At 64.3% G+C, this 25,617-nt stretch carries 25 protein-coding genes and 1 pseudogene; all 26 read right to left on the bottom strand.

Annotated features, from left to right (window positions below):
- Nucleotides 1–40 precede the first annotated feature (40 nt).
- On the bottom strand, nt 41–1,000 hold the full coding sequence (truB, locus tag E5X34_RS01015; protein ID WP_292559879.1) for a tRNA pseudouridine(55) synthase TruB: 960 nt from the start codon (nt 998–1,000) through the stop codon (nt 41–43).
- Nucleotides 1,000–1,416 (bottom strand): 30S ribosome-binding factor RbfA, encoded by a 417-nt coding sequence (gene rbfA, locus E5X34_RS01010; RefSeq protein WP_042647113.1) that lies wholly within the window; start codon nt 1,414–1,416, stop codon nt 1,000–1,002. Before rbfA ends, truB begins: the two co-directional genes overlap by 1 nt.
- A gap of 120 nt (nt 1,417–1,536) precedes the next feature.
- Nucleotides 1,537–4,125: a translation initiation factor IF-2 gene (gene infB / locus E5X34_RS01005; RefSeq protein WP_292559876.1), complete on the bottom strand. Its 2,589-nt coding sequence runs from the start codon at nt 4,123–4,125 to the stop codon at nt 1,537–1,539.
- A complete protein-coding gene (locus tag E5X34_RS01000) occupies nt 4,122–4,772 on the bottom strand; it encodes an RNA-binding protein (RefSeq protein WP_292560743.1) in 651 nt (216 codons plus the stop codon). Before E5X34_RS01000 ends, infB begins: the two co-directional genes overlap by 4 nt.
- 32 nt (nt 4,773–4,804) lie before the next feature.
- Nucleotides 4,805–6,400 carry a transcription termination factor NusA gene (gene nusA / locus E5X34_RS00995; RefSeq protein ID WP_292559873.1) on the bottom strand — a complete coding sequence of 532 codons (1,596 nt, stop codon included), beginning with the start codon at nt 6,398–6,400 and terminating at the stop codon, nt 4,805–4,807.
- A gap of 45 nt (nt 6,401–6,445) precedes the next feature.
- A complete protein-coding gene (rimP, locus tag E5X34_RS00990) occupies nt 6,446–7,072 on the bottom strand; it encodes a ribosome maturation factor RimP (RefSeq protein ID WP_292559870.1) in 627 nt (208 codons plus the stop codon).
- A 153-nt stretch (nt 7,073–7,225) separates the two neighbouring features.
- Nucleotides 7,226–7,497, bottom strand: a pseudogene (locus E5X34_RS00985) (type II toxin-antitoxin system RelE/ParE family toxin).
- Entirely contained in the window at nt 7,494–7,742 is a 249-nt protein-coding gene (locus E5X34_RS00980) for a CopG family ribbon-helix-helix protein (protein ID WP_292559868.1), read from the bottom strand. Before E5X34_RS00980 ends, E5X34_RS00985 begins: the two are co-directional and overlap by 4 nt.
- Nucleotides 7,743–7,924: 182 nt before the next feature.
- Nucleotides 7,925–8,635 carry a tRNA (guanosine(46)-N(7))-methyltransferase TrmB gene (locus E5X34_RS00975; protein ID WP_292560740.1) on the bottom strand — a complete coding sequence of 237 codons (711 nt, stop codon included), beginning with the start codon at nt 8,633–8,635 and terminating at the stop codon, nt 7,925–7,927.
- Nucleotides 8,632–9,897 carry a methionine adenosyltransferase gene (metK, locus tag E5X34_RS00970; RefSeq protein WP_292559865.1) on the bottom strand — a complete coding sequence of 422 codons (1,266 nt, stop codon included), beginning with the start codon at nt 9,895–9,897 and terminating at the stop codon, nt 8,632–8,634. The genes E5X34_RS00975 and metK overlap by 4 nt, the downstream gene beginning before the upstream one ends.
- A gap of 164 nt (nt 9,898–10,061) precedes the next feature.
- The gene (locus E5X34_RS00965; RefSeq protein WP_095819313.1) at nt 10,062–10,484 is read right to left on the bottom strand and encodes a helix-turn-helix transcriptional regulator; all 423 of its coding nucleotides are present in this window, start codon (nt 10,482–10,484) and stop codon (nt 10,062–10,064) included.
- Between the two features lie 139 nt (nt 10,485–10,623).
- Nucleotides 10,624–12,210, bottom strand: a complete 1,587-nt coding sequence (gene lnt / locus E5X34_RS00960) for an apolipoprotein N-acyltransferase (RefSeq protein ID WP_292559862.1) — start codon at nt 12,208–12,210, stop codon at nt 10,624–10,626.
- Between the two features lie 96 nt (nt 12,211–12,306).
- Nucleotides 12,307–12,777: a VOC family protein gene (locus tag E5X34_RS00955; RefSeq protein WP_127877350.1), complete on the bottom strand. Its 471-nt coding sequence runs from the start codon at nt 12,775–12,777 to the stop codon at nt 12,307–12,309.
- 73 nt (nt 12,778–12,850) lie between these two features.
- Nucleotides 12,851–13,927: a hemolysin family protein gene (locus E5X34_RS00950; protein ID WP_292559858.1), complete on the bottom strand. Its 1,077-nt coding sequence runs from the start codon at nt 13,925–13,927 to the stop codon at nt 12,851–12,853.
- Between the two features lie 27 nt (nt 13,928–13,954).
- Nucleotides 13,955–14,452 (bottom strand): rRNA maturation RNase YbeY, encoded by a 498-nt coding sequence (ybeY, locus tag E5X34_RS00945; protein WP_292559855.1) that lies wholly within the window; start codon nt 14,450–14,452, stop codon nt 13,955–13,957.
- A 12-nt stretch (nt 14,453–14,464) separates the two neighbouring features.
- A complete protein-coding gene (locus E5X34_RS00940) occupies nt 14,465–15,457 on the bottom strand; it encodes a PhoH family protein (RefSeq protein WP_292560737.1) in 993 nt (330 codons plus the stop codon).
- Nucleotides 15,458–15,593: 136 nt separating this feature from the next.
- Entirely contained in the window at nt 15,594–17,003 is a 1,410-nt protein-coding gene (gene miaB / locus E5X34_RS00935) for a tRNA (N6-isopentenyl adenosine(37)-C2)-methylthiotransferase MiaB (RefSeq protein WP_292559852.1), read from the bottom strand.
- A 73-nt stretch (nt 17,004–17,076) separates the two neighbouring features.
- On the bottom strand, nt 17,077–17,877 hold the full coding sequence (locus tag E5X34_RS00930) for a 1-acyl-sn-glycerol-3-phosphate acyltransferase (protein ID WP_292559849.1): 801 nt from the start codon (nt 17,875–17,877) through the stop codon (nt 17,077–17,079).
- Nucleotides 17,878–17,903: 26 nt separating this feature from the next.
- Entirely contained in the window at nt 17,904–18,398 is a 495-nt protein-coding gene (locus E5X34_RS00925) for an N-acetyltransferase (protein WP_292559846.1), read from the bottom strand.
- Nucleotides 18,398–19,087 (bottom strand): tRNA (adenosine(37)-N6)-threonylcarbamoyltransferase complex dimerization subunit type 1 TsaB, encoded by a 690-nt coding sequence (gene tsaB / locus E5X34_RS00920; protein ID WP_292559843.1) that lies wholly within the window; start codon nt 19,085–19,087, stop codon nt 18,398–18,400. The genes E5X34_RS00925 and tsaB overlap by 1 nt, the downstream gene beginning before the upstream one ends.
- 135 nt (nt 19,088–19,222) lie before the next feature.
- Entirely contained in the window at nt 19,223–20,329 is a 1,107-nt protein-coding gene (locus E5X34_RS00915) for a DUF1513 domain-containing protein (protein WP_292559840.1), read from the bottom strand.
- 61 nt (nt 20,330–20,390) lie between these two features.
- On the bottom strand, nt 20,391–21,485 hold the full coding sequence (locus E5X34_RS00910) for an imelysin family protein (RefSeq protein WP_292559837.1): 1,095 nt from the start codon (nt 21,483–21,485) through the stop codon (nt 20,391–20,393).
- On the bottom strand, nt 21,485–23,086 hold the full coding sequence (locus tag E5X34_RS00905; protein WP_292559834.1) for a di-heme oxidoredictase family protein: 1,602 nt from the start codon (nt 23,084–23,086) through the stop codon (nt 21,485–21,487). Before E5X34_RS00905 ends, E5X34_RS00910 begins: the two co-directional genes overlap by 1 nt.
- A gap of 12 nt (nt 23,087–23,098) precedes the next feature.
- Nucleotides 23,099–23,584: a bacterioferritin gene (bfr, locus tag E5X34_RS00900; RefSeq protein WP_292559831.1), complete on the bottom strand. Its 486-nt coding sequence runs from the start codon at nt 23,582–23,584 to the stop codon at nt 23,099–23,101.
- The gene (locus E5X34_RS00895) at nt 23,550–23,861 is read right to left on the bottom strand and encodes a (2Fe-2S)-binding protein (RefSeq protein WP_042639906.1); all 312 of its coding nucleotides are present in this window, start codon (nt 23,859–23,861) and stop codon (nt 23,550–23,552) included. The genes bfr and E5X34_RS00895 overlap by 35 nt, the downstream gene beginning before the upstream one ends.
- Before the next feature lie 62 nt (nt 23,862–23,923).
- Nucleotides 23,924–25,213: an imelysin family protein gene (locus E5X34_RS00890; protein ID WP_292559826.1), complete on the bottom strand. Its 1,290-nt coding sequence runs from the start codon at nt 25,211–25,213 to the stop codon at nt 23,924–23,926.
- Between the last annotated feature and the right edge of the window lie 404 nt (nt 25,214–25,617).

Below are 25,617 nucleotides of genomic sequence, written 5' to 3'. Positions count from 1 at the left end.
CCTGAAGCGTCGGCACCCAGTGGAGCTTAGACGACCGGATTCACCCGGCAAAGACCCGCTTGGGCTTGAACATGCCCTGCTCGATAGCGCCGATGGCGACGAGCCTGCCGCGCGCGGTGGCGCAGGCCTCCTCCGCCTCGACCGGCGCATCGCGGCCGCGAATGATGACGGGATTGCCGAGGCGGATCTTCGTCGCCGCGTCGTCGCTGACCGCGACCTGCGGCAGGCAATCGAGAGCCGCCGCCGTTTCGACCAGCAGCGCATCGATGGCGCTGAAATCGACCGGGACCTCAGCTTCGTCCGGAACAGCTTCGCCTTTGCCGCCGAAACGGGCCGCTTCCAGTTCGGCTACCGTGACGAAATCGTCCGGCGTGAACGGCTCGACCTCGACGCGGCGCAATTCAGCGATATGGCCGAAGCAGCCGAGATCGCGGCCCATGTCGCGCGCCAGCGAGCGCACATAGGTGCCCTTGCCGCATTCGACCTCGAAGGCGGTCTTGTCGGCACTGTGCTCGATAATATCCAAACGGCCGATTTCAATTTCCCGCGCGGGTATCTCGACCGTCTCGCCGTCGCGGGCGAGATCATAGGCGCGCTCGCCGGCGATCTTGATGGCCGAGAATTGCGGCGGCGTCTGCATGATGATGCCGGTGTATTTCGGCAGCAGCGCCCGCAGCTCGGCCTCGGCCGGGCGCCGATCGGAGCTGTTGGTCACCGGGCCTTCGAGGTCGTCGGTCGAGCGCTCCTCGCCCCAGGCGACGGTGAAGCGGTAGACCTTGGCGCCATCCTGCACGTAGGGAACGGTCTTGGTCGCTTCGCCAAGCGCGATCGGCAGCATGCCGGAAGCGAGCGGATCGAGCGTGCCGGCATGGCCGGCCTTCTCGGCCTGAAACAGCCATTTAATCTTGGAAACGGCCTCGGTCGAGCCCATGCCGACCGGCTTGTCCAGCACCACCCAGCCGGAGACCGGCCGACCCTTCTTCTTGCCGCGCCGCGCCACTATTCCTCGTCCTTGTCGTTGTTCTTGCCGTCGCCGAGATCGCGCGCCACTTCGGGCGATTTCAGCAGTTCATTGATCTTCGCGAAATTGTCGAAGGATGTGTCGAGGCGGAAGCGGAACTCCGGCATATACTTCATCTGCCTCAACGCGCCGGACACACGGCCGCGGATGAACTTCGCGTGCCTGTTGAGCGCCTCGACCACGGCATTGTCGTCAGCCGCGCCAAGCGGCGAGACGAAGGCGGTGGCGATCTTGAGATCGGGCGACATGCGCACCTCGGAGACCGAGACGACGCTGTTCTCGATCACCGGATCGATGATCTCGCCGCGCTGCAGCGTTTCGGAAAGGGCATGACGCACCTGCTCGCCGACGCGCAGCATGCGCTGGGAGGGGCCTGACGTTGTCGAACGTGACATTTTTCGGTCCTGAAATCGTGAAGCGCGGGATGGGACCACGCCACATGTCTCAAATGCATGAGCGGCCTGGGTGGCAGCCTTGCGGCCGCCGCCCGTTTCATTTCGGCGAGTATACCCGAATTAGAGCGTCCTGCTCACCATCTCGACGCGGAAGCATTCGATGACGTCGCCGACGCGCATGTCCTCGTAGTTCTGGAAGGCCATGCCGCATTCCTGGCCGCCCGGCACTTCCGCAACCTCGTCCTTGAAACGCTTGAGCGTCTTCAACGTGCCTTCGTGGACGACAACGTTGTCGCGGATCAGGCGCACGCCCGCACCACGCTCGACCTTGCCTTCGGTGACGCGGCAGCCGGCGATCTTGCCGACCTTGGAGATGTCGAAGATCTCGAGGATCTCGGCATTGCCGATGAAGGTCTCGCGCCGCTCCGGCGAAAGCATGCCGGAAAGGGCCGCCTTCACATCGTCGACGAGGTTGTAGATGATCGAGTAGTAGCGGATCTCGATGCCCGCGGCCGCTGCCGCGGTGCGCGCCTGCGCGTTGGCGCGGACGTTGAAGCCGATGATCGCGGCACCTGACGTCTCGGCCAGCGAGACGTCGCTTTCGGTGATGCCGCCGGCGCCCGAATGGACGATCCGCACCCTGACCTCGTCGTTGCCGAGCTTTTCCAGAGCGGCGTTGATCGCCTCGATGGAGCCCTGCACGTCGCCCTTGATGACCAGCGGGAATTCCTTCAGCCCGCTCGTCTGCAACTGCGACATCATCTGTTCAAGCGAGCCGCGCTGGCCGGCATGCTTGGCCACAGCCTTGTCGCGCGCCAGGCGCTGACGGTATTCGGTGATCTCGCGGGCGCGGGCCTCGTTGTTGACGACGGCGAAACGGTCACCGGCCTGCGGCGTGCCCTGAAGGCCAAGCACCTCGACCGGCATCGCCGGCGGCGCTTCCGGCACATGCTCGCCGCGGTCGTCGACAAGCGCGCGCACACGGCCCCACTCGTTGCCGGCGACAATGATGTCGCCCGGCATCAGCGTGCCGGTCTGCACCAGAACGGTGGCGACCGGACCGCGGCCCTTGTCGAGCTTGGCTTCGATCACCGCGCCTTCGGCGGTGCGGTCAGGATTGGCCTTGAGGTCGAGAACTTCGGCCTGCAGCAGGATCGCTTCGAGCAGCTTGTCGAGATTGGTGCCCTTGGTCGCCGAAACCTCGACGTCCAGCACCTCGCCGCCCATCGATTCCACGAACACCTCGTGGCGCAGCAGTTCGGTCCGCACCTTCTGCGGATCGGCGTCGCGTTTGTCGATCTTGTTGATCGCCACGATGATCGGCACGCCGGCCGCCTTGGCGTGGTTGATCGATTCGATCGTCTGCGGCATCACGCTGTCGTCCGCCGCCACCACCAGCACGGCGATGTCGGTGACCTGGGCGCCGCGGGCGCGCATGGCCGTGAAGGCGGCGTGGCCGGGCGTGTCGATGAAGGTGATCTTCTGACCGTTCTTCTCGATCTGGTAGGCGCCGATATGCTGGGTGATGCCGCCGGCCTCGCCGGAGACGACATTGGCGTTGCGGATGGCGTCGAGCAGCGAGGTCTTGCCGTGATCGACATGGCCCATGATGGTCACGACCGGCGGACGCGACACCAGGTCCTCGGGACGGTCGGCGATGTTGAACAGGCCTTCCTCGATGTCGGACTCCGCAACGCGGCGGACGGTGTGGCCAAACTCGGAAGCGACCAGCTCGGCCGTGTCGGCGTCGATGACGTCGCCCGGCTTCAGGATCTGGCCCTGCTTCATGAAGTACTTGACCACATCCACGGCGCGCTCGGACATGCGTTGCGCCAGTTCCTGGATGGTGATGGTTTCGGGCAGGATCACTTCGCGCATGACTTTCTCGCGCGGCTCATTGTGCATCGCGCGTTTGAATTTTTCCTGGCGGCGGCGCATTGACGACAGTGAACGGCCGCGCGCATCTTCGTCCGACAGCGCGGTGTTCAGCGTCAGCTTGCCGCGGCGGCGATCTTCCTCGCCCTTGGTCGGCTTGGCGGGCCGCGCCACTTCCGGCGTTGCAAGGCGCCGGGCAGGCGCGCTGGCGCCTGCGCCACCGCCCGCACCTGTGCGCCTCGGCTTGGCCTCTTCCTCGTCATCTGCCGTAGCGACATCGGCCGCCTGCGGCGCGCGACGGCGAGCCTCTTCCTCGGCACGACGCCGCGACTCGGCCTCGGCCTGCAGGCGTGCTTCCTCCTCTGCCTGACGGCGCGCGGATTCGTCGCGCTCGCGCTTGCGGCGTTCCTCTTCCTCGGCGCGGCGCTTGGCATCCTCCTGAGCGCGCTGGCGATCCTCGGCCTCGCGGGCCTTGGAGCCTTCCAATGCCCTGCGGCGCGCTTCCATCTCGCCGCGTGACAGTTCGTTCAGGACCATGCCCGAACGTTCCGGCGGCGGAGGCGGCGCCTTCTGCGCTTCCTGCACGACAGGCGCGGCGGCAACAGAAGCGGGCGCGGCGGGCTTCGGCGTGAACACGGACGGCGCCACCGGCTCCGGCTTGTCGCCAGGCAGCGAGAACTTGCGCTTCTTGGTCTCGACGACGACCGACTTGGTGCGGCCATGCGAGAAGTTCTGGCGCACGGTGCCCTGCTCGAGGCCGGGGCGCTTCAGCGTCAAGGTCTTCTTCGGCGTAACGCTCAACGTCTTGTCGTCGCCCGATTTCGTATCGTTCATTCCATATCCTCTGCGGCATCATCTTCGTCGGCAACGGCCGCAAGCATTGCCAGATCGTTCGGGGTACCGCCCCGATATCGGTCGAGCGCAACAACGCGCTTCTCAACCGCCAGTCCCGCGTCCTGCGCGAGGACGGCAGCATGTATCACATTTGTACCCCCCAATGCCAAGCTCAACTCGGCCTCGGAGAAAAGTTTGTAGGCAAGGATGGCAGGACCGCCGAGATGGACGGTCGCCCGCCGCGCCTGACTGATCTTGCGGACGCCGTCGTCCGACGCCTCCGCCGCATGCAGAACGAGCAGGGCCAGCCCGTCGCGCACAGCACCCTCGACCTTGGCGGCGCCAAGAACGACGGCGCCCGCCTTGCGGGCAAGGCCAAGCATACCCAGAGCGTATCTGGAGAGCAGCCCGTCGACCATGCCGCCGAGATCGGACGGGACGGTCACCTGCGCCTTGAATGCGCGGGCAAACAGGTTCTTCGCCGCTGCCTTCTCGATATGTAGGCGATCGGCGGTGACCCAGCAACCGCGGCCGGGCAGATTTCTCTTGATGTCCGGAACGACGGCCGAATCCGGGCCGACGACGAAGCGGATCAGTTCATCCGCTTCGGCCTGCCTGCGCGTAACGATGCAAGTGCGATCGTTCATCTCGTCCACGGGCTTTGCGATTGGTGGTCACCTCACGCACCGACGGTTTCGCCGACCGCTGCCTCTTCGGCGGCGAGTTCTTCCTCGGTGATCCAGCCGGCCCGCCTGCGGGCGGCGAGCACCATCTGCTCGGCCTCGGCGCGCGAGACGCCATGAGAGGCGAGAACGCCCGGATAGACCTTGGTCTCGCCGTCCTTGCGCTCTTTCCAGCCGATCAGGTCGTCGGCGGCATAGCCGGCGAAATCCTCGATCGTCTTCACGCCGTCCTCGCCAAGAGTCACCATCATGGCGGTGGTGACGCCGGGGATCTCGCGCAGCTCGTCCTTGACGCCCAGCGCCTTGCGCTTTTCGTCATGCTCGGCCTCGATCTTCTCCAGATATTCGCGGGCGCGGGTCTGGATTTCCGAAGCGGTGTCCTCGTCGAAGCCGTCGATGGAGGAGATTTCGCCCGAGTCGACATAGGCGACTTCCTCGACGCTGGTGAAGCCTTCGGAAGCGAGCACCTGGCCGACCATCTCGTCGACGTCGAGGGCTTCCATGAACAGCGCCGAACGCTCGACGAATTCCTTCTGGCGGCGCTCGCTCTCTTCCTGTTCGGTCAGGATATCGATGTCCCAGCCGGTGAGCTGCGAGGCCAGGCGCACGTTCTGGCCGCGGCGGCCGATGGCCAGCGAGAGCTGGTCGTCCGGCACCACCACCTCGATGCGCTCGGCATCCTCGTCGAGCACCACCTTGGCGACCTCGGCCGGCTGCAGCGCGTTGACGATGAAGGAAGCGGCCGAAGGCGACCACGGGATGATGTCGATCTTCTCGCCCTGCAATTCGCCGACCACCGCCTGGACGCGGCTGCCGCGCATACCGACGCAGGCGCCGACCGGATCGATCGAGGAATCGCGCGAGATGACGGCGATCTTGGCGCGCGAACCGGGGTCGCGGGCGACCGACTTGATCTCGATGATGCCGTCGTAGATTTCCGGCACTTCCATGGTGAAGAGCTTGGCCATGAACTGCGGATGGGTGCGCGACAGGAAGATCTGCGGGCCGCGCTGCTCGCGGCGCACGTCGTAGACATAGGCCCGCACGCGGTCGCCATACTTATAGTTCTCGCGCGGGATCAGCTCGTCGCGGCGGATGATGGCCTCGCCGCGGCCGAGATCGACGATGACGTTGCCATATTCGACGCGCTTGACGGTGCCGTTGACGATCTCGCCGATGCGATCCTTGTATTCGTCATACTGGCGATCGCGCTCGGCCTCGCGCACCTTCTGCACGATGACCTGCTTGGCCGATTGAGCGGCGATACGGCCGAAATCCATCGGCGGCAGCTGCTCGGCGATGAAGTCGCCGAGCTGGGCGTCGGGGTTGCGCTCGCGCGCCGTGGAAAGCGCGATCTGCGTGGCGTAGTCCTCGACCTTATCGACCACTTCCATCAGCCGCTGCAGCTTCATCTCACCGGTGTTCGGGTTGATGTCGGCGCGGATGTTGGTCTCCTGGCCGTAGCGCGAGCGCGCCGCCTTCTGGATCGCATCGGCCATGGCGGCGATGACGATCGACTTGTCGATCGACTTTTCACGCGCGACCGCATCGGCGATCTGCAGCAGTTCAAGCCTGTTGGCGCTTACAACCATTGTCTTTCTCCCGATTCGCCTCGGACTTGCAGCCCGGCGGCGCTATCAACTTTCCTGTTCGGTTTCGTCTTCCTCGGCGGCGTCTTCCGCTTCGCCGCGGCGTTTCCTGGCTTCCTTGCGCGCCCGGTTGTCCTTCGACAGGGCATCGCGGATGAGATCGTCGGTCAGCACCAGCCGGGCCTCGGCGATAGCGTCATAAGGCACGCGCACCGCCGGTTCCTCGCCATAGGCCGCCTTGTCGCGCTCGATAAGGATGCCATCGGCGTCGGCCTCGGCGATCTTGCCCTTGAAGCGCTTGCGATCGCTGACGAGGAGGGACGTCTCCAGCTTGACCAGGTGACCGGTCCAGGTGGTGAAATCCGACTTGCGCACCAGCGGCCGGTCGATACCGGGCGAGGACACTTCGAGATGATACGCCTTTTCGATCGGATCCTCGACATCGAGGGCCGGCGACACCGCGCGGCTGACCTCTTCGCAATCCTCGACGGTCATGGTGCCGTCCTCGCGCTCGGCCATGATCTGCAGCGTCAGCCCGTTCTGACCGGTCAGTTGCACCCGCACGAGACGAAAGCCGATGGCCTTGAGCACCGGCTGCACGATCAGCGCAATGCGCGCATCGATGCCGCTTTCGCGGATGATACGGTCGTCGGCCTCGCTTGCCGCTGCAGTCATCGGATCCCTGTCGCTTTTGGCTTCCGGCCGGCAGGTAACAAAAAAGAGCGGGACCGGGTGGACCCACTCTTCGTCATACCGACCAAGAATTTGAGGCTGATATAGACGATTGCCGCCGGTGTTTCAAGCCTGCCGGCAAGGCTTCGGCGATGTCTACAATTGTCGCGGCCATCGCTGGGCTGCATGCATCACGGTGAGTATCTCGATCTCGTCGCCGACAACACGGTAGGGAATTATGTATGGGATATCAGCCAAGACCAGCTCTCGTGTCCCTTTTCACCCGCCCGACGCGGCCCATCGCAGGATGTTCGGCAAGATTGTCCACGGCGGAAACAATGCGGGCAACGACCCGTGCCGCGGCTGTTGGATTGTCCAATCTGGTCGAGACGGCGCGCTGCGCGCTCTGCCCGGCGAATCCGCTTCATCGTCCGGAGGCCGGCTTGACGTATTTCGCTATGACGCCGACCAGATTCTTCTCGCTTGCAAATTCCCCTCGATCGGCTTCCTCGAGGCCGGCCTCGATCTCAGCAAGCTGCCATTCCTGCCGGGCGACATAGTCTTCGATCGCCTGGGCCGCCACGTAGGAGCGGGAGCGATCCACCTTTTCGGCCAATTGGTCGAGCTTGGCCACGGTCTCATCGGGAAGCCGCACGGTGAAAGCGCTCATCATCTCGTCTCCCTTAATTCTGGTTCACCATGAATGTGGTGGAACCAAAATCATCGCCGCATCCGCTTCCGGCAGGCGCATCAAGATCCGGTATTCCTTGCGTTCGATCGGGGCGGCCACAGCTGCCTCCTTATCGGCAATGCAGCAGCCTGCAGCGCTAAATGCAATACAGAGACTCGGGCTACCTATTTCCGGATAAAGGTCAGATAAGCCGGCCGCCGTCCTTCGCGGATGGCCTTGGCCTCGTAACGCGTACCGGGCCAACCTTCATAGGGCTGGTGCCAATCCGCAGCCTCTCCAGCCTCCCACGCGAAGGCGCCGTGAGCGCGGCAGGCAAGCAGCGTCCAGTTCACATAGCTGTCGATGTCGGAGGCGAAGCGGAACCTGCCGCCCGGCTTCAGGACGCGAGCGAAGCGGCCGAGATTGGCTGCGCCGACGAAGCGGCGCTTCCAGTGCTTCTTCTTCGGCCACGGATCGGGATAGAGCAGGTCGATGCCGTCGAGCGAGGCCGACGGCAGCCAGTCGAGCAGGCGCGTGGCGTCGTCGTCATAGACCCTGAGATTGCCAAGCGGCGTCTTGCCGAGCGCCGTCATCATCTTGGCCATGCCATTGACGAAGGGCTCGACGCCGATGAAGCCGATCCCCGGCGCTTCCTTGGCGCGGTGCAGGAGATGCTCGCCGCCGCCAAAGCCGATCTCCAGCTGCAGCGCCGAAACCTCGGCTTTGAACAAGGTCCGTAGATCCGCCGGCGCCTCCGCCGTCAGGTCGAGCCGGTATTCGCGCAAGCCGCTTTCCAGGGCGATCGCCTGCTGCGGGCGTATGGTCTTGCCGTGCCGGCGGCCGAAGAATCCTTCGGTCGCACGGCTCGGCCTGTCCTTTGCGTTCGCTGGCGTCAGGCGGCGACGGCGTCCTTGAGCGCCTTGGCGAGATCGGTCTTTTCCCAGGAGAAGGAACCGTCGCGACCGGCCTTGCGGCCGAAATGGCCGTAGGACGAGGTTTTTGCGTAGATCGGCTTGTTGAGATCGAGGTGACGGCGGATGCCCGACGGCGACAGGTCCATCACCTTGCGCAGCGCCTCCTCGAGCTTCGATTCCTCGACCTTGCCGGTGCCGTGCAGGTCGACATAGACCGACAGCGGCTGGGCGACGCCGATAGCGTAGGAGAGCTGGATGGTGCAGCGGTCGGCGAGCTTGGCCGCCACCACGTTCTTGGCAAGGTAGCGCGCCGCATAGGCCGCCGAACGGTCGACCTTGGTGGTGTCCTTGCCCGAGAAGGCGCCGCCGCCATGCGGTGCCGCGCCGCCATAGGTGTCGACGATGATCTTGCGGCCAGTGAGGCCGGCATCGCCGTCAGGCCCGCCGATGACGAACTTGCCGGTCGGGTTGATGTACCAGTTGCAGTCCTCGGCGATCTTCAGGTCACCAAGCGCCTCGCGGATATAGGGCTCGACGACCTTGCGGACCTTTTTGGAGTCCCAGCTGGCATCGAGATGCTGGGTGGAGAGCACGATTTGCGTGACTTCCGCCGCCTTGCCGTCGGCATAGCGCACGGTAACCTGGCTCTTGGCGTCCGGGCCGAGCTTGCCGGCCTCGCCATTGCCTTGATGGCGCGCGGCGGCAAGCAATTCGAGAATCTTGTGGCTGTAATAGATCGGCGCCGGCATCAGGTCGGGCGTCTCGCGGCAGGCGTAGCCGAACATGATGCCCTGGTCGCCGGCACCTTCCTCGCCCTGGCGGTCGGCGGCATTGTCGACGCCCTGGCCGATGTCAGGCGACTGGCCGTGCAGCAGCACGTCGATCTTGGCGGTCTTCCAGTGGAAGCCGGACTGCTCGTAGCCGATCTCTCTGATAGCCTTGCGGGCGACCGACTTGAACTTGGCCGGGTTGACCACGGGGTGGCCGGACGCATCCTTGAGGACGTTGCCCGCCTTGTCCTTCTTCAAAAGCGTGTCGGGGACGCGGACCTCGCCGGCGATGACGACGCGGTTGGTGGTGGCCAGCGTTTCGCAGGCGACGCGGACCTTCCACGGATCCATGCCTGTCTTCTTGGCTTCGCGATAGACCAGATCGACGATTTCGTCGGAGATGCGATCACAAACTTTGTCGGGATGACCCTCGGAGACGGATTCCGAGGTGAAGAGATAATTCTGCCGCGTCACGGGTGTCCCCTCTTGAAAAAAAATCGGCAGGTTGCCGATTTTTGGCGCCACGTGTTAGCGGTGCCGGGCGCCGCTCGTCAAGCGGCGCGACGGATCTGGCATGAATGTAGGCAAGGCAGGCTATGCCACCAGCGGCGGGGCGCCGCCGGCGGCACAGGTAAAAATCAATCGGCGTCCTCGGCGGAGAGCGCCTTCACCAGATCAATGATGCGGCGGCGCACCTTCACGTCGCCGATCTTGACGAAAGCCCGGTTGAGCTGAAGCCCTTCGGGACTGCCGCAGAATTCGATGGCGAAGGCCATCGAGGAGTCTTCGGCAAATCCCCGATTGCCGCCACCGGTCTCCTCGCCCGGGGCATCCTCGAAAAAGAAGGCGACGGGAACGCTCAGGATGGAGGCGATCGCCTGCAGGCGGCTGGCGCCAACCCTGTTCGTGCCCTTCTCATACTTCTGGATCTGCTGAAAGGTGATGCCGAGATTTTCACCCAGCTTTTCCTGGCTCATTCCAAGCATATTGCGACGCAGCCGAATGCGACTCCCGACATGAATGTCGATCGGATTCGGCTTCTTCTTGTTCTCTTCTGTCATTTTTTCCTCGCCGAATTTTTCCGGCTTTTTCTATTTTGTTCCGCCCATATGAAGCCGGAGCCACCTGCCCCAACAGAACCCTCCAACCGACTTCGAAAAATTTTAGGCGTTACAGTATGAGTTTCTAATGTGCCGACTGTCAATTCACCCGTAGCCGCTGCCTTACATTCAAGGTGAAGGCCATCAGCGCAAACAGCAACATGATCAGCAATCCGTTAATGCGCCGCTGTTCGGGGGACAGGAGGGCGCGCCCGGAAACCGGCACATGCGCGTCGATAGCGCCGCGCGCGTTGACGGCAAGCGCATCGATGATGCGGCCGCGCGAATCGACAATTGCGGAGATGCCGTTGTTGGCCGCGCGCAGCAGCGGCAATCCGTTCTCCACCGCGCGAATCTGAGCCTGCCTGAAGTGCTGATACGGGCCCGGCGTGTCGCCAAACCAGGCGTCATTGGTGACGTTCACGATCACGTCAGATGACGCAGCGTCGACGGCGACGAGATCGGGAAAGATCACTTCGTAGCAGATGAACGGCGCGGCACGCAGGCCGCCCGGCAGACTGATCGGATGCCGCTCGTTGCCGGCGGCGAAATTCATCGGTCCGGCAACGAGCTGGCCTATGCCGAAGCGTTGGAAGAGATCGGCGAAGGGCAGGTATTCGCCGAAGGGCACCAGATGCACCTTGTCGACGGCATCGACGATCTCGCCTTTGTCGTTGATCGCCACCACGGAATTGTAATAGCGGCTGCCGGCGCTCGCCGATCCGCCCTCTTCGCGCACGACGCCGGCAATCAGCATCTGGCCGTCGGCCAGCATATCGCCCAAAGCCGTCAGCGCGTCCGGACGCTCGGTGAACAGGAATGGCACCGATGTTTCCGGCCACAGGATGAGCTGCGGCTTGGCATGGCCTTCTTCCGGGGCTTTCCCCGATATCCCCAGCAAAGTCGCGAAGATGCGGTCGCGCACCGAGGCGTCCCACTTTTCGCTGAGATCGACCGACGGCTGGACGATGCGAACGTCGATCGAGCGGGCCGGCTCGACCGGGGCCGCGAGCCGGGCGTAGCCGAAGCCGACATGGCCGGCGACGAGGATGACGAACAAGGCAAGCCCCAGCCTCAGATGCCGGCGCGCCGCGACCAGCGCGGGCAGCGAAAACACGAAAACCGCGAGCGCGTTCATGCCGATCATGCCGGTCACCGACACGCTCTGCATCAGCAGCGGCACCGGCATCGCCGCATAGCCGACGGCGTTCCAGGGAAAGCCGGTGAAGAGGAAATCGCGCAGCCATTCGGTAAGGCCGAAGCCGAACGCAAGCGCGGCGATGCGGCCGATATCGCTGCTCCAGAACAGCCGCGCTACCACGGCGGCGAAGCCATAGAAGAAGGCGAGCGCGAAGGGGATGCCGACAACGGCGAAAGGCAAGGCCCAGGCGAAGCTGTCGGCCTCGACCAGCAATGCCTGGCCGATCCACCACAGGCCGGCGAGGAAGTAGCCGAAGCCGAACCACCAGCCGGTGGCGAAAGCCGGCCTCAGGCGCCGGAACCAGCCATCGGAAGCCTCGCCGGTGGCGCCGTCGAGCAGCCAGACCAAGACCGGGAACGAGACGAAGCAGACCGCGAAGAAATCGTAAGGCGCCTGGGCAAGCACCGCCAGCGCTCCGGCGGCAAAGGCCACCAGCGCCCGCCGCCACCCCCACAGCAGAATTATCCGGCCGGCAAAGCGCTGCATCCAGCTTCCCAAGTCGCGCGAATCAGGAGTTAGAGGTTTAACAGGCCGAGCCGCGCGATCCAAACCCAGATAAGCGCCGCCTGATACACCGTAGCGCTATCTGTGCCAGCCCTCGATCCGCAGGCCGGTCAGTCGCTCGGCCTCGTCCTTCGACACGACGCGTACGGTTCGGGTGAATGTCCAGACATGGCCTTCGGGGTCGCGGGCGCGATATTGGCGCTCGCCGTAGAAATGATCCGCGGGCTCCTCGACGATCTCCGCGCCTGCCGCGCGCGCTTTCTCGCAATGAGCGTCGATATCCTGCTGCAGACGGACATAGACGGCTTGCGTATTCTTGCCGCCGACGGAGACGGGACTGGCGATACGCTCATCCCATTCGGAATCGACGATGATATAGCCGTCGCCGAAGCGCATTTCCGCATGCACGAGCCGACCGTCGGGATCACTCACCAGCATGCTCGGCTCAAAACCAAAGGCCGCCTGCAGAAAGGACAAAGCCGCGCGCGGATCGCGGTAGAAGACGCCTGAGCCCAGGACCGCATGCTTGAACGGATCGTCGGTCGGCATGCCGCTCCACGTTCTTTTTACGCAATTCCGGACGGAAAACCGCTACGCACTTTTCCTGGAATTGCTCAGGGGGTCAGGCCTGTTCGGTGCGGGCGGCGCGGCGGCGCTGCCGCTCGCCCTTCGGGCTCTGCACGATGCGCACACGCTTGACGCGGCGCGGGTCTGCGTCGAGCACGTGGAACTCGAAGCCGGGAATGGCCTGCACGACTTCGCCCCTGGCCGGGACCCGGCCGAGCGTGTTGAAGATCATGCCGCCGATCGTGTCGACATATTCGCCGTGCTCGCCGGCGGCGAAATCCTCGCCGATCATCTTGGCGACCTCGTCGATCTCGGCCTTGCCGTCGACGACGAAGACGCCGTCGCCAGTCTGGGTGATCATCGGCTCGTCGTCGTCATGCTCGTCCTCGATGTCGCCGACCACCATCTCGACGATGTCTTCCAGCGAGGCGAGGCCGTCGGTGCCGCCATATTCGTCGATGACCAGGGCCATCTGCGTGCGCGTCGTCTGCATGCGGCCCATCAGGTCCGAGGCCAGCATCGAGGGCGGCACGAACAGCACCTGGCGGATCAGATTGAGATCGCCGATGGTGCGCGCGAGATCGACCTGCGCAAGGTCGAGCGCGCTCGTCGCCGGCGCCTTCGCCCTGGTGCGGCCCTTCTTGACGCGGGCGACCTTGGTGATGTGGGCGAGCACATCGCGAATGTGGACCATGCCGCGCGGATCGTCCAACGTCTCGGAATAGACCGGCATGCGCGAATGGCCGGACTGCTCGAAAAGGCCGAGCAGGTCGCCAAGCGTGGTGTTGATCTCGACCGCCTCGATATCGGCGCGCGGCACCATGACGTCCTCGACCCGCACTTCGCGCAGGCGCAGGATGTTGTTGAGCATGGCGCGTTCGCCGGGCGAGAAGGATTCCGCATCGGTCGTCGTTTCGGCGAGCGCGCCGGCGATCTCCTCGCGCAGGCTGGTGCCGTTGCGGTGCCGGAACAGGCCGAGCACGCGGTCGAAGAGCGAAGGACCGGCATGCGTCGGCTCAGCGGCCGCGCTGCCGGTGGGAATACTCGGACTCGAGCCCTCTTCCGTCTTTTCGGAAGGCTTGGCAGCACTGCCGGCGTCCGGGCGGGCGGCAGTTTCTGGTGTTTCGTTCATCGCCATCAGGTCAATTGAGCTTTTTTGTTACGCGTAGGGATCGGGAATGGCAAGCCTCGCAAGCGCGGCGCGCTCGATCGCTTCCATCTCCTCCGCCTCGGCGTCGGTCTCGTGATCATGGCCCAGCAAGTGCAGCAGGCCATGGATAACGAGATGGGTGATATGGTTCTCAAGCGGCTTGTCTTCCAGTGCGGCCTCGCTCGCCACCGTCTCGGAAGCCAGCACGATGTCGCCCAGCATCGGCGGCAGCTTGCCGCCTTTCGGAAACGGAAAAGCCGGAAAAGACAAGACGTTGGTGGGCTTGTCCTTGCCGCGCCATTCGGCGTTGAGCGTCCGGATATGAGCATCGTCGGAAAAGACGACGCTGAGCTCGGAGACGCCGGTCGCCGCGGTTTCGGCAAAGGCGGCCGCAACGGCGCGATCGACCAGGCGCGTCAGCTCGGCTTCGGCAGGCCAATCGCCGGCCTCGACGAAAATATCGATATCGACCGGCGTCTCGCCGCTTAATGCTGGATTGTCAGCCATATAGCCTTTTGATCAGCTTTCGGCGCCCAGGCCCCGCGCCAGCTTGCCGTCGCGGTCATAGGCCTTGACGATCTCGGCAACCAGCGGGTGGCGCACCACGTCGCCTTCGTTGAAGCGGACGGTGACGATGCCAGGCACGCCGTCGAGGATGCGCAGCGCCTCGACCAGCCCCGACTTGGTGTTGGGCGGCAGGTCGATCTGGGTCGGGTCGCCGGTGACGATCATGCGCGAGCTCTCGCCGAGACGGGTCAGGAACATCTTCATCTGCATCTGCGTGGTGTTCTGCGCCTCGTCGAGGATCACAGCCGCATGCGCCAGCGTGCGGCCACGCATGAAGGCCAGAGGCGCTATCTCGATCACCTCGGCCGCGATCGCCCGCTCGACCTTGTCGGCCGGCATCATGTCGTAGAGCGCGTCGTAGAGCGGCCGCAAATAGGGGTCCACCTTCTCCTTCATGTCGCCGGGCAGGAAGCCCAGCCGCTCACCGGCCTCGACCGCGGGGCGCGACAGCACGATGCGTTCGACCATGCCGCGCTCCAAGAGCATCGCCGCATGCGCAACCGCCAGATAGGTCTTGCCGGTACCTGCCGGGCCGATGCCGAAGACCATTTCGGAGCGCTCCAGCGCTCGCATATAGGCGTCCTGCGTCAGCGAACGGGCGTAGATCGTCTTCTTGCGCGTCGATATCTGGGCGGCCGAAACCTTGCCCTTGCGCTCCATGGTCGGCAGCGTCAGCTGGTCGTCCGCGGCAATCGCCATGCGCACGGCGCCGTCGACATCCGACTGGCCGATGTCGACGCCCTTCTGCAGGATGCCATAGAGCGTATCCAGCGCGCGGCGCGCCTGTTCGGCGGCCGAAGCCGAGCCCTTGATTGCAAGCTGGTTGCCGCGCGAACGGATATCCACGCCGAGCTTCTGCTCGAGCCGTGCCAGGTTCTCGTCGAACTGGCCGTAGAGGGCGCTGGCAAGCTTGTTGTTGTCGAAGGTCAGTACGATGTGCGCCATGTCGGAAGCCCCGGACGCCTGGTTCTGGGGCGGATTCTTCAGTTCGGCAGCGCTCAACCGTCTCTCCTCATCTGCCGAGGCTTCTGGCTATGCATGTCGTTGTCCCAAAACCGCGGGCACTTTTGGGCGACATGCATCAGACCAACTCGGCGAACAGGCTGTTGGGGCCTGTCTTCGTGATTCGCACATCAATAATGTCACCGATTCCACCGGCCTTGTCGTCAACAATCACCGGGTTCAGCCATGGCGAGCGGCCAAGAATCTGACCGGGGCGGCGACCTGGCTTCTCGATCAGCGTGCTGATGGTTCGGCCGACCACGCTGGCTATGAAATTCTGCTGCTGATCGTTGATCAGCGCCTGCAGGCGCTGCAGCCGTTCGTCCTTCACGGTTTCGGAAAGATGACCGTCCATCTCGGCGCCCGGCGTGCCAGGACGTGGAGAATATTTGAAGGTGAAGGCCGAGGCGTAGCCCACTTCGCGCACCAGTTTCAGCGTCGCCTCGAAATCCTCGTCCGTCTCGCCGGGGAAGCCGACGATGAAGTCGCCCGACATGGCGATGTCGGGACGGGCGGCGCGAATGCGCTCGATGAGGGCCAGATAGTCGCGTGCCGTGTGCCTGCGGTTCATTGCCTTCAAAATCCGGTCGGAGCCCGACTGCACCGGTAAATGCAGATAGGGCATCAAGGCGGGCAGGTCACGATGCGCGGCGATCAATTCGTCGTCCATGTCGCGCGGATGGCTGGTTGTGTATCGCAGCCGCGCCAGTCCGGGGATTTCCGCAAGCCGGAACAGCAGGCGGCCGAGACCCCATTCCTCGCCATTCTCACCAACGCCATGCCAGGCATTGACGTTCTGGCCGAGCAGGGTCACCTCGCGCACGCCGGCCTCGGCCAGCCGCTCAGCCTCGGCGACGATCTGTGCCACCGGGCGCGAGACCTCGGAGCCGCGCGTATAGGGCACTACGCAGAAGGTGCAGAACTTGTCGCAGCCTTCCTGCACCGTCAGGAAAGCGGTGACGCCTCGCCTGGCAAGCTCGGCGTGCTTGGGCTGCGGCAGATGCTCGAACTTGTCCTCGATGGCGTATTCGGTCTCGACGATCTTCTCGCCGCCACGAACCCGCGCCAGCACGTCGGGCAGCCGGTGATAGGTCTGCGGGCCGATGACCAGATCGACCGCCGGCGCGCGGCGGATGATCTCGGCGCCCTCGGCTTGCGCCACGCAGCCGGCGACGCCGATCAGCAATTCACGGCCGGCCTCGGCGCGCTCGGTCTTCATGTCGCGGATGCGGCCAAGCTCGGAATAGACCTTTTCCGCCGCCTTCTCGCGGATATGGCAGGTGTTGAGCAGCACCAGATCGGCGTCCTCGACGGCGTCGGTGGCGACATAGCCGTCGGCGGCCAGCGCATCGGTCATGCGCTGGGAATCGTAGACGTTCATCTGGCAGCCATAGGTCTTGACGAAGACCTTTTTTGCCGTGCGGTCAGTGCCGGCCGAGCGCTCGGCGGCAGCGCCGATGCCGTGGCTTTCAATCGTGTTCAGTTCCATCGGGCGGCTTCTAGCGCCTTTCCGTCACAAAAAACAGACGATTCTGCCCGAAGCGCGCCGCGCAGCCCCGGACTCACCGGCTTTTGGCCGGATCGGCGAGGATGCCTTGCATCATCTCGCGCACGTTGGCTTCCATCAGCCTTGCCGTTTCCTTGCGGTTCGAGCCCTTGGAGAACGGCACCGGCTGGCCGAAATGCACCTCGGCGTCGATCGCGCCTTCCGCAAGCAGGGTTTTGAGATGCGGCATCAGATCCTGGTCGCCGATCCAGGCGGTCATCGGCCGATGGCGGCGGCCCATCGGCATGCCGTGCAGGCGCGTGTAGGCGATCGCCACGGGCTGGATGAAGACTTGTTCCGCAGTGCCCTCCGAGATCGCCATCGAGGCCGCGCCGAACAAGGTGCTCTTGAACGGCAGCACGAGGTTGCCGTCACCGGTCGAGCCTTCGGCGAACAGCACCATGGCATCGCCTTTCGCCATCCTCTTGGCGATCTCGCTGGCCTGGTCGCCGGAGGTGCGCTTGCGCTCGCGCTCGATGAAGACGGTGCGCTGCAGCTTGGACAGCATGCCGATCAGCGGCCAGCCCTCCATGTCAGCCCTGGCGATGAACTTCACATCGACGAAGGAGCCGAGCACCATGATGTCGGTCCAGGAAATGTGGTTGGCCGCCACCAGCAGAGGGCGGTCCTTGCCCAAGCTGCCCGTCACATGCACCCGCATGCCCAGCGCCCGCAGGATCATGCTGTGCCAGATCTTCAGGATGAAGGTCTCGGGCCAGAGCCCCGTCTTCATCGACAGGATCTGCAGCGGCACCAGGACCAGTGAACAGACGACGACGTAGAAGAGCGCCAGGAAAATCCGTGATTTCTTGATCATTCGCTCCGGCCCCAACCGGACTGTGGCTAGCGAAGATCGCGGCGCATGACAAGCGCGCCGGTCGGGCCGTGCTCGGTCGAACGGTAATAGTTCGGGCGATGGCCGACCTGGATGAAGCCGAGCCTGCGGTAAAGCCCGATCGCGGGCGCATTGGTCTCATCGACCTCGAGGAAGAGCGCTTCGGCACGCTGCGCGTGGAGCTCGCGCAGCACGGCGTCCATCAATTGCCAGCCAAGGCCCTGACGGCGATGGCTGCGGGCGACGGCCACGGTCAGGATCTCGCCCTCGCCGGCCGCGAGCCGGGCGAGCACGAAGCCGACCGGCGGCTTGGAGCCCTGACCTGTTTCCCGCGCCGCATAGCCGAAGACCGTGTCCTGTTCGAGGAGTGCCGCAAACTCGCCGTCGGTCCAGGGCCGGACGAAATCCTCGCGATGCAGCACCGAGACAGCGGGGCTGTCGGCGACCGTCAGCGGTTCCAGCGCATAATCCCTGCGGCGCGGCTGAAAGAACGGAATGCGCATCAGGGCTCGGTTCCCTTGTCCTGCCTTGGCAGAATGAAACCCGCCTGCGGCTTGGCGTCGGCGCCGCGCAGATAGAGCGGCTTCGGTTTCTCGCCCGGGTTTTTGGCCGAGGCCAGCCTGGCATAGGTTGCGATGTCGGCCGTGGCAGCGACGGGACCGATGTCAAAGGCACGACCTGCCGACTGGGCAATCTGCGGCGCGGCGGTTCCGACAAGGATCGCGTCGGCGTTGATAGCCATGGTCACTGCCTCAGCAAGCGTGGCTACGGATGGTCCGTAAGTTTCGACTAACGCTTCATCATAGAGCGCCGCATGGATTTCCTCGCGGCCGGCATCGAGCGCGGCAAGCACCGCGCGCCCGGGAAAGGTGCTCGCGCCCTCGGCAGCCAAGGCTTCCAGCGTCGTCACGCCGATCGCCGGGATTTTCAGCGCCAACGCCAGGCCGCGCGCGGTCGAGACGCCGACGCGCAGGCCAGTGAAGGAGCCGGGGCCGATCGAGACGGCAACGGCGTCTAGGTCAGGGTAGCCGGCCCCACTTGCTTCAAGCGCGGTCTCGATGACGGCCATCAGATGCTCGGCATGACCCTTGCCGAGATCGCGCCGCTCGCGGCCAAGCTCCTTCCCCGCGTCTGCGTCATAAAAACAGGCGGCGCAGAGACTGGCGGCGCAGTCGATGGCAAGCAACTTCATACGGGCAGCTTCATAGGCCGGTTAACGAACTGATCGAAACACAATTCCCTCTGCCCGGCATGGGCCGCCGCCGCAAGGGCCAGGGCTGAGAAATGTTAAGCGGCTTTGCTTACCAGCCTCCAGGGGCCTCGGTTATCAAACCGGGGCCGCAATGCGCAGTATGTGGTTGTCCCAGACATAATCCGGCTCGGAACGGATGGCGCCGGTGCCGCCGACGATCTCGCCGGCGCCGGTCGTCGCCATGAAGCCGGCGCCGTCGGGCGCAAGCCCGCAGACTTCGACCAGCGACCTAGTCGCGACCACGCTTCCGCTGGCGGCATCGATGACGGCCAGCGAATTGCCCTCCGGCGAGGTGACGGCGACCGTACCTGTCGCGGCATTGGCGGCGACCGAGCCGATATAGTTGCGGAAGCCGGAGAGCACGTCCTGCGGCATCTCCACGAGCTCGAGCTCCTTGCCGCGCGCGGCACGGCCAACCAGCGCGGGGCGGTCTGTCGCCGGCCCGCGATACTGGCAACCGAACCAGACGGTGCCCGCCTGGTCGCGGTCCATATGGCGGATCGAAAGCTGATGCAGCGCCGGCGGCAATTCGTGCTTTTCGATCAGGTCGCCGGTGATGCGGTCGACCAGCGTGTAGGAGGGCTTCATCGTCGCGATGTTGAGCTCGGCACGGCCGTAGTCGGGATGGGTTTCGATGCCGCCATTGGCGATGGCCAAAGTGCGGCCGTCGCCGAGCAGGAGCAGCTCGTGCGGCCCCATGCCGTAGGTCGGGAACTCGCCGACGCGGCTGAACCTGGCCTTCGCGTCATAGACGCCGACGACACCGGCCGCGTTGTCGAAGTCGTTCTCCGTCGCATAGAGCAGCGCGCCGTCGGGCGAGAACACGCCATGGCCGAAGAAATGCCGGCCGGCAATGCTGGCAATGGTCAAAGGCTTGTCGCGGCCGGCATGGTCGAAGACGACCGCGAAAGTGCCGGGCTGCCGGGCAAAAACGACCGAGCGTTTCGACACCGGATCGAAAGTGACGTCATGGCCGCGATCCGGCAGATCGACCGTGTGCAGGATTTTCCCCGCTTCGGAGAGCACGGCTGCGCCAAAACTGCCGCCGCGCTTGACGAAGGCCGTGGCAAACACAGCGTCGGCGGCCAGCGTTTCGGCCCAGGCGCGCGACGCCATGGCGGCGGCAAAGCCAGCGCCTGCGGCGCGGAGGAAATCGCGGCGGTCGATGAGGGGAGTTCTCACGGGACGATCTCCCTCGGAGCATGACCTTGTCCAAAAAGTCTGCAACTTTTTGGGGTCATGCTCAGTCCCCATCCAGCGACGAGAAGCCGGCGGTCAGGCCGAACTCGGCGGTCATCCTGGTGCCGATCAAGGTCGACAGGCTCGAGGTGATCAGCGCGAAATGTTCGAGCTTGTCGCGCAGCGCGGGGTCGGCGAGCGCCTTGTCGATCGGGCCGGGGATCGATTTCGCTGTTGTCACGCCGTTACTGAGCTGGATGTGGATGGACTCGGCCATCCACTGCGCGTCGGCGGGCAGCGCATCGCCTAGCTTGGAAGCCTGGAACAGCTGGTCGATGCCGGAGAGATTCCCGGCCAGCGAGGCCGCCGTGTTCCGCGAGCGCCAGTAAATCGCCTGCTTTGGCTTGTCGGCGTCCGGCTTGGCGCCAAGGAAGCCCTTTAGCCGCACATCGCGGATCATGTCCAGCTCGTTGATGAAGACGCCGACCAGTTCCGTCACCGCTTCGTTGCCGTCGCGGTAGAGCGGGTTCTTCGGGCCGGGATTGGCCCAGAGCGAAGCGAAGCCATCGGGCTTTTGCCAGGCATCGCGCACCTCGCCGGCCATGGTTTCGACGTTGCCGGCGACCGCCTTGCCATAGGCGCAACGATAGGGCTCGTCCTTCCCTGCAAGCGTTTCGGCGCCGTCGCCATAGAGCACATATTCGAGCGCGCCGAGGCCCTGCATGGCGACGCTCTTTTGCGCCAGTTGCACAGGATCAGTGGCTGACGGATCCTTCGATGCGAGCGTGGCCTGCACTTGCCTCAGGCCGATGCTCTTGCGGTCCGGCCAATAGAGCATGCGTTCCAGCCGGTTGTTTTCCTTGATCGGCCCGAAGGCGATGATCTCGGCCACCGACCAGGCCTCGACCGCGCCGGAAAACGCCGAGCGCGCCGCTTCGAGATTAATTTCGGACGGCGCTTCGCAAAGCTGGCGCATCGCCTTGGTCAAGCCCGCCGCATGCTCGTCAAGACTGGCATAGGCGGGGCGGACGAACCCATCGATCGCGCGTTCGATGACATCGAAAGCCTTGACCGCGGCCGATGCCGGCAAGGCGGCGGCTAGAAATAGCGCAAGAACAAGGACCAGGCATTTCGACATCAGAGCGACGCGTTTCAACATCACAGGGACTCCAGGAATTTGATCAGCGCCTCACGGTCGACCGCGGCCGCCTCGGCAAAGCGGTCGCGCGCCTTCTGCCCCTCGCCGCCATGCCACAAGATCGCCTCGGCGAGCGTTCGGGCGCGGCCGTCATGCAGATAAAAGGCGTTGCCGTTGACTGTCGCGGCGAGCCCAATACCCCAGAGCGGCGGCGTGCGCCACTCGCTCCCCGTGGCTTCTCCAACCCGTTGTCCGTCCGCAAGGCCCTCGCCCATGTCGTGCAGCAGGAAGTCGGAATAGGGCCAGATCAGCTGGAAGGCCTGCGCCTTGTCGGGCGTGCCGCGCATGGTGACGAATTTCGGCGTGTGGCAGGCAATGCAGCCCATGTCGTAGAACTGCTTCTTTCCGGCGAGCACTTGCGGTGTGGCGATGTCGCGCCGCGCCGGCACGGCCAGATTCTGCGAATAGAAGGTGACGAGGTCCATCACCGGCGGCGGGGCTTCGGCCGTGCCCAGCCGCTGCTGCACGCCGTTCGGCATGGCCAGGCAATCCTTCTCGGCCTCCGTGCAGTCGCCCCAAGGCTTCGGCATTTCCGGAGTCGAGATGCCGATATCGCCGGCAAAAGCATCGGCCGCCTGCTGGCGGATCGAGGCGGTCTGCGCCTTCCAGCCGAAGCGGCCCAGGGTCACCGCACCGCTCAGCTCGTCGCGCACGATGTTCGGCCGCCCCGAAAAGCCATCGCCGTCGCGATCGTCCGGATCGGCATGGGCGAGGATATCGGCCGGCGCGATCTGCTCGATCAGGCCGAGCCCGATCATCGGCGGCGTCAGGCGCGGCGACAGCGTGGTGCGCGGATCGAGCGGACCGTAGCCGGGATTTTCGACAGAATAACGCGGCTTGCGCAGCGAAACGACCGCGCCGTCGCCGAGCGTGACCTTCTGCTCCTGGTAATCAACGCGCATCCTGCCTTCGCCCTTGAGGCCCGGGACGGCGAGTTCCTGCAGTTGGGAGCCGTAAACAGGATCAGGAAAGTTCAGCACCTTGTGGTCGGCGAGCGCTGCTTTTTCCTCTGCGCTGCTCGCGTCGCGCGCGAGCCTGAGGAACATCGACGTCGATCCGGCATCACCTTGCGGCGGGCGGCCGCGGCCATCCTTCAGATGGCAATTCTGGCAGGCGCGCTCGTTGAACAGCGGGCCGAGGCCGTCGGAAGCCTGAGTCGACGACGGCGACGACACCCAGTTCTTGCGGAAAAGCGCATTGCCGAGCTTGAAATTGCCCTCTTCCTCGAAAGTGATGTTGGCTGAGGACTGCGAGAAGGCATCGCGGTTGACGTCCTTCTCCGACGTGCCGGCTCCGCCCTGCATCAGCTCGAACGGCTCAGGCCTGGTGAAGTCGGTCGTTGGCCTGGTGACGGCCAGAACCCGCGCCTGGTCCTTCGGCGTCAGGTCGGTGCGGCTCGTCGGCAGAGCGGCCGGCTCGCCGGCCAGCGTGGGTGCGGAAAGCATGATCGCCAGCAAAAGCGACGCCCCGCGACCGGTCCGGTATCGCGGGCTCTTCTGAAGCGGCAAGCCGTCGATTGCGGCCCGCCGGGCGCGGCGCGAAACGTCTACGGGGCGCCGCATTCCCGCATGTCCTTACTCCGCCTCGTTGGCCGAGTCGGCATTGAGCAGGCCGTACTTCTCCTCGCCGATAGAGGCGAGCAGGTCGAGCTGCGTTTCCAGGAAGTCGATATGACCTTCCTCGTCGGTCAAAAGGTCCTCGAACAGTTTCATCGAGACGAAATCGCCTTCGTCGTGGCAGATCTCGCGCGAGCCCTTGTAGGCGGTGCGCGCGTCATATTCGCCGGCCAGATCGGATTCGAGCACTTCCTTGACGTTCTGGCCGATGCGCAGCGGCGCGACGGACTGCAGGTTCGGGTGGCCTTCGAGGAAGATGATGCGCGCGATCAGCCGGTCGGCGTGATGCATTTCCTCGATCGATTCCGCCCGCTCCTTCTTTGCCAGCTTGGTGTAGCCCCAATCCTCGAGCAGACGGTAATGCACCCAATACTGGTTAACGGCCCCAAGCTCCAGAAACAAAGCTTCGTTAAGCCGCTCGATGATCTGCGGTTCGCCTTTCATGGGTTCTGCTCCCGTATTGGCCGCGCAAGCCTCTCACGCGATCCAGGTGTGAAACGATGTCCACGTCCCCCACCTGTGAGCGGGCGTGGTAGTTCTCGGTGACCCGAATGATCGTTTCCACCACATTTGGGAAACAGCCGCAACAGCGGCCGCGCTTGCGCATCGCGTGGTAGACCTTCGCGGGCACGATCAGTTGCCAGGGATCCTCGTCCAGCAGGCCGATGATCGTCTGCTCGATCTCCTTCTCGGTGATGATGTTGCAATGGCAGATCAGCATTTCACTTGCTCTGGCTGACGGCGCCGGTCCGGCGCCGCTTGGCTGGTGGCTACGTTTAAACCTTACTTGAACACCTTGTCAGGCGCGTCGAGGCTGTCGGAACCCTCGAAGGCGATCTGGTTCAGCTTGAGCGAGCCGACGGCGCGCTCGATCGACTTGGTCTGGTCGATCAGCGCGTCGATCGCCGCCTGCACGGTGGCGTTGCCTGCAGTGTTGCCCTCGGCGATCTGCTGGTCATAGGCCTCGCCGGCCAGCGCGCGCGCCTTGATGGCCTCCATCTTGGCGACGGTGGTGTCGAGCTTGCCCGACAGCTCCTTGTCGATCGCCGGATCGGCGGCCTTCACCATGTCGGACACCGACGGACCCGAGACCACGGAGCCGTCGAGCCGGGTGTAGCTGGCATGATAGGCGGCGCGGATGCCGATCGCGTCATAGAGATGCGAGTTGTAGGTGTTGTCGGAGAAGCAGTCGTGCTCCTCTTCCGGATCGTGCAGCAAGAGGCCGAGCTTCATGCGCTCGCCCGCCAGTTCGCCATAGGAGAGCGAGCCCATGCCGGTGAAGATGGTGGAGATGCCGGTATTCGCGTCACCCTCGGTGAGGTTCTTGCGCGCCGCGCCGTCTTCCTTCCAGTTGTTGACCATCTCCTGCAGGTCGGACACCAGAAGGTCGCTCGCCGATTTCAGATATTCGGCGCGGCGGTCGCAATTGCCGCCCGTGCAGTTCTTGAGGTCGTAGTCCGTATAGGGCCGCTCGCCGGCGCCCGGACCGGTGCCGTGCAGGTCTTGGCCCCAGAGCAGGAATTCGATGGCGTGATAGCCGGTCGCGACATTGGCCTCGACGCCCCCGGCTTCCTGCAGCGTGCCGGACAGGAAATCCGGCGTCAGCTTCGAGGCGTCGACCTTCTTGCCGTTGATCTCGATTTCCTTGTTGGCGATGACGTTGGCCGTGTAGAGCGCATTCTCGTCCGACTCGGTGCCGTAGCTCTTGGCGACATAATCGATCAGCCCCTCATCCAGCGGCCAGGAATTCACGCGGCCTTCCCAGTCGTCGACGATCTTGTTGCCGAAGCGATAGACCTCGGTCTGCTGGTAAGGGATGCGCGCCGCCTTCCAGGCTTCGCGCGCGGCGTTCAGCGTGTCGGCGGAGGGGCTGGCGATAAGCGCATCGACAGCCTTGTCCAGCGTCTGCGCCGTGGTCAGCGAATCCTCGTATTTGGCCAGGGCGATGTCGGCATAGGTCTTGATCACCGCCTTCGCGTCGGTCCCGGCTTTCGCCGGCAACACGAACACCGCCGCCGTCAGTGCAGCCGTGGCGCAGATCGCAGCCAGCCTGCCGCCGTTACGTGCCGTCATTATCCTTCTCCAGTTCTTTGGAAATTCAATAGAAGGCGCCCACCCGCGCCGAGGCATGAGCACGCCGGGAAAAATGGTGGCCGCGCCGATGCGCGGTTCGCGATAGAAAGACACCCACTTGCCTCCAATCGAAAGGGTTCAAGGCCCAGACATCAAAGGGATACGCTTTGCGCGCAGCTCTCCATAAAGCGATGGAGAAGCCGGGAGTCAACTGGCACGACAGAAATAATTCAATTGAAACAACAGTTTAGAATTATTCTAAACTACAAATGTCAACTTTTAAACCACGACTGCCTCGCCAACTCGATTGACAGACAGCCATTCTGGGTGCGACCCGATCCTCGGCTCTTGCGGCGGCGGCAGACAATCGCCACCTGGCGCAAGGGCTTAGATTTGCAAACAAA

The sequence above is a fragment of the Mesorhizobium sp. genome, from assembly GCF_004963255.1.
GTDB lineage: Bacteria > Pseudomonadota > Alphaproteobacteria > Rhizobiales > Rhizobiaceae > Mesorhizobium.
This window is presented reverse-complemented; position numbering and strand designations above follow the sequence as displayed.

What these genes read in the sequence shown, in the direction of transcription:
- rbfA (WP_042647113.1), bottom strand. Translation starts at nt 1,416, where the DNA reads ATGTCACGTTCGACAACGTCAGGCCCCTCCCAGCGCATGCTGCGCGTC.
- infB (WP_292559876.1), bottom strand. Translation starts at nt 4,125, where the DNA reads ATGAACGATACGAAATCGGGCGACGACAAGACGTTGAGCGTTACGCCG.
- E5X34_RS01000 (WP_292560743.1), bottom strand. Translation starts at nt 4,772, where the DNA reads ATGAACGATCGCACTTGCATCGTTACGCGCAGGCAGGCCGAAGCGGAT.
- nusA (WP_292559873.1), bottom strand. Translation starts at nt 6,400, where the DNA reads ATGGTTGTAAGCGCCAACAGGCTTGAACTGCTGCAGATCGCCGATGCG.
- rimP (WP_292559870.1), bottom strand. Translation starts at nt 7,072, where the DNA reads ATGACTGCAGCGGCAAGCGAGGCCGACGACCGTATCATCCGCGAAAGC.
- E5X34_RS00980 (WP_292559868.1), bottom strand. Translation starts at nt 7,742, where the DNA reads ATGATGAGCGCTTTCACCGTGCGGCTTCCCGATGAGACCGTGGCCAAG.
- E5X34_RS00965 (WP_095819313.1), bottom strand. Translation starts at nt 10,484, where the DNA reads ATGACAGAAGAGAACAAGAAGAAGCCGAATCCGATCGACATTCATGTC.
- lnt (WP_292559862.1), bottom strand. Translation starts at nt 12,210, where the DNA reads ATGCAGCGCTTTGCCGGCCGGATAATTCTGCTGTGGGGGTGGCGGCGG.
- E5X34_RS00955 (WP_127877350.1), bottom strand. Translation starts at nt 12,777, where the DNA reads ATGCCGACCGACGATCCGTTCAAGCATGCGGTCCTGGGCTCAGGCGTC.
- E5X34_RS00950 (WP_292559858.1), bottom strand. Translation starts at nt 13,927, where the DNA reads ATGAACGAAACACCAGAAACTGCCGCCCGCCCGGACGCCGGCAGTGCT.
- ybeY (WP_292559855.1), bottom strand. Translation starts at nt 14,452, where the DNA reads ATGGCTGACAATCCAGCATTAAGCGGCGAGACGCCGGTCGATATCGAT.
- E5X34_RS00940 (WP_292560737.1), bottom strand. Translation starts at nt 15,457, where the DNA reads ATGGCGCACATCGTACTGACCTTCGACAACAACAAGCTTGCCAGCGCC.
- miaB (WP_292559852.1), bottom strand. Translation starts at nt 17,003, where the DNA reads ATGGAACTGAACACGATTGAAAGCCACGGCATCGGCGCTGCCGCCGAG.
- E5X34_RS00930 (WP_292559849.1), bottom strand. Translation starts at nt 17,877, where the DNA reads ATGATCAAGAAATCACGGATTTTCCTGGCGCTCTTCTACGTCGTCGTC.
- E5X34_RS00925 (WP_292559846.1), bottom strand. Translation starts at nt 18,398, where the DNA reads ATGCGCATTCCGTTCTTTCAGCCGCGCCGCAGGGATTATGCGCTGGAA.
- tsaB (WP_292559843.1), bottom strand. Translation starts at nt 19,087, where the DNA reads ATGAAGTTGCTTGCCATCGACTGCGCCGCCAGTCTCTGCGCCGCCTGT.
- E5X34_RS00910 (WP_292559837.1), bottom strand. Translation starts at nt 21,485, where the DNA reads ATGTTGAAACGCGTCGCTCTGATGTCGAAATGCCTGGTCCTTGTTCTT.
- E5X34_RS00905 (WP_292559834.1), bottom strand. Translation starts at nt 23,086, where the DNA reads ATGCGGCGCCCCGTAGACGTTTCGCGCCGCGCCCGGCGGGCCGCAATC.
- bfr (WP_292559831.1), bottom strand. Translation starts at nt 23,584, where the DNA reads ATGAAAGGCGAACCGCAGATCATCGAGCGGCTTAACGAAGCTTTGTTT.
- E5X34_RS00895 (WP_042639906.1), bottom strand. Translation starts at nt 23,861, where the DNA reads ATGCTGATCTGCCATTGCAACATCATCACCGAGAAGGAGATCGAGCAG.
- E5X34_RS00890 (WP_292559826.1), bottom strand. Translation starts at nt 25,213, where the DNA reads ATGACGGCACGTAACGGCGGCAGGCTGGCTGCGATCTGCGCCACGGCT.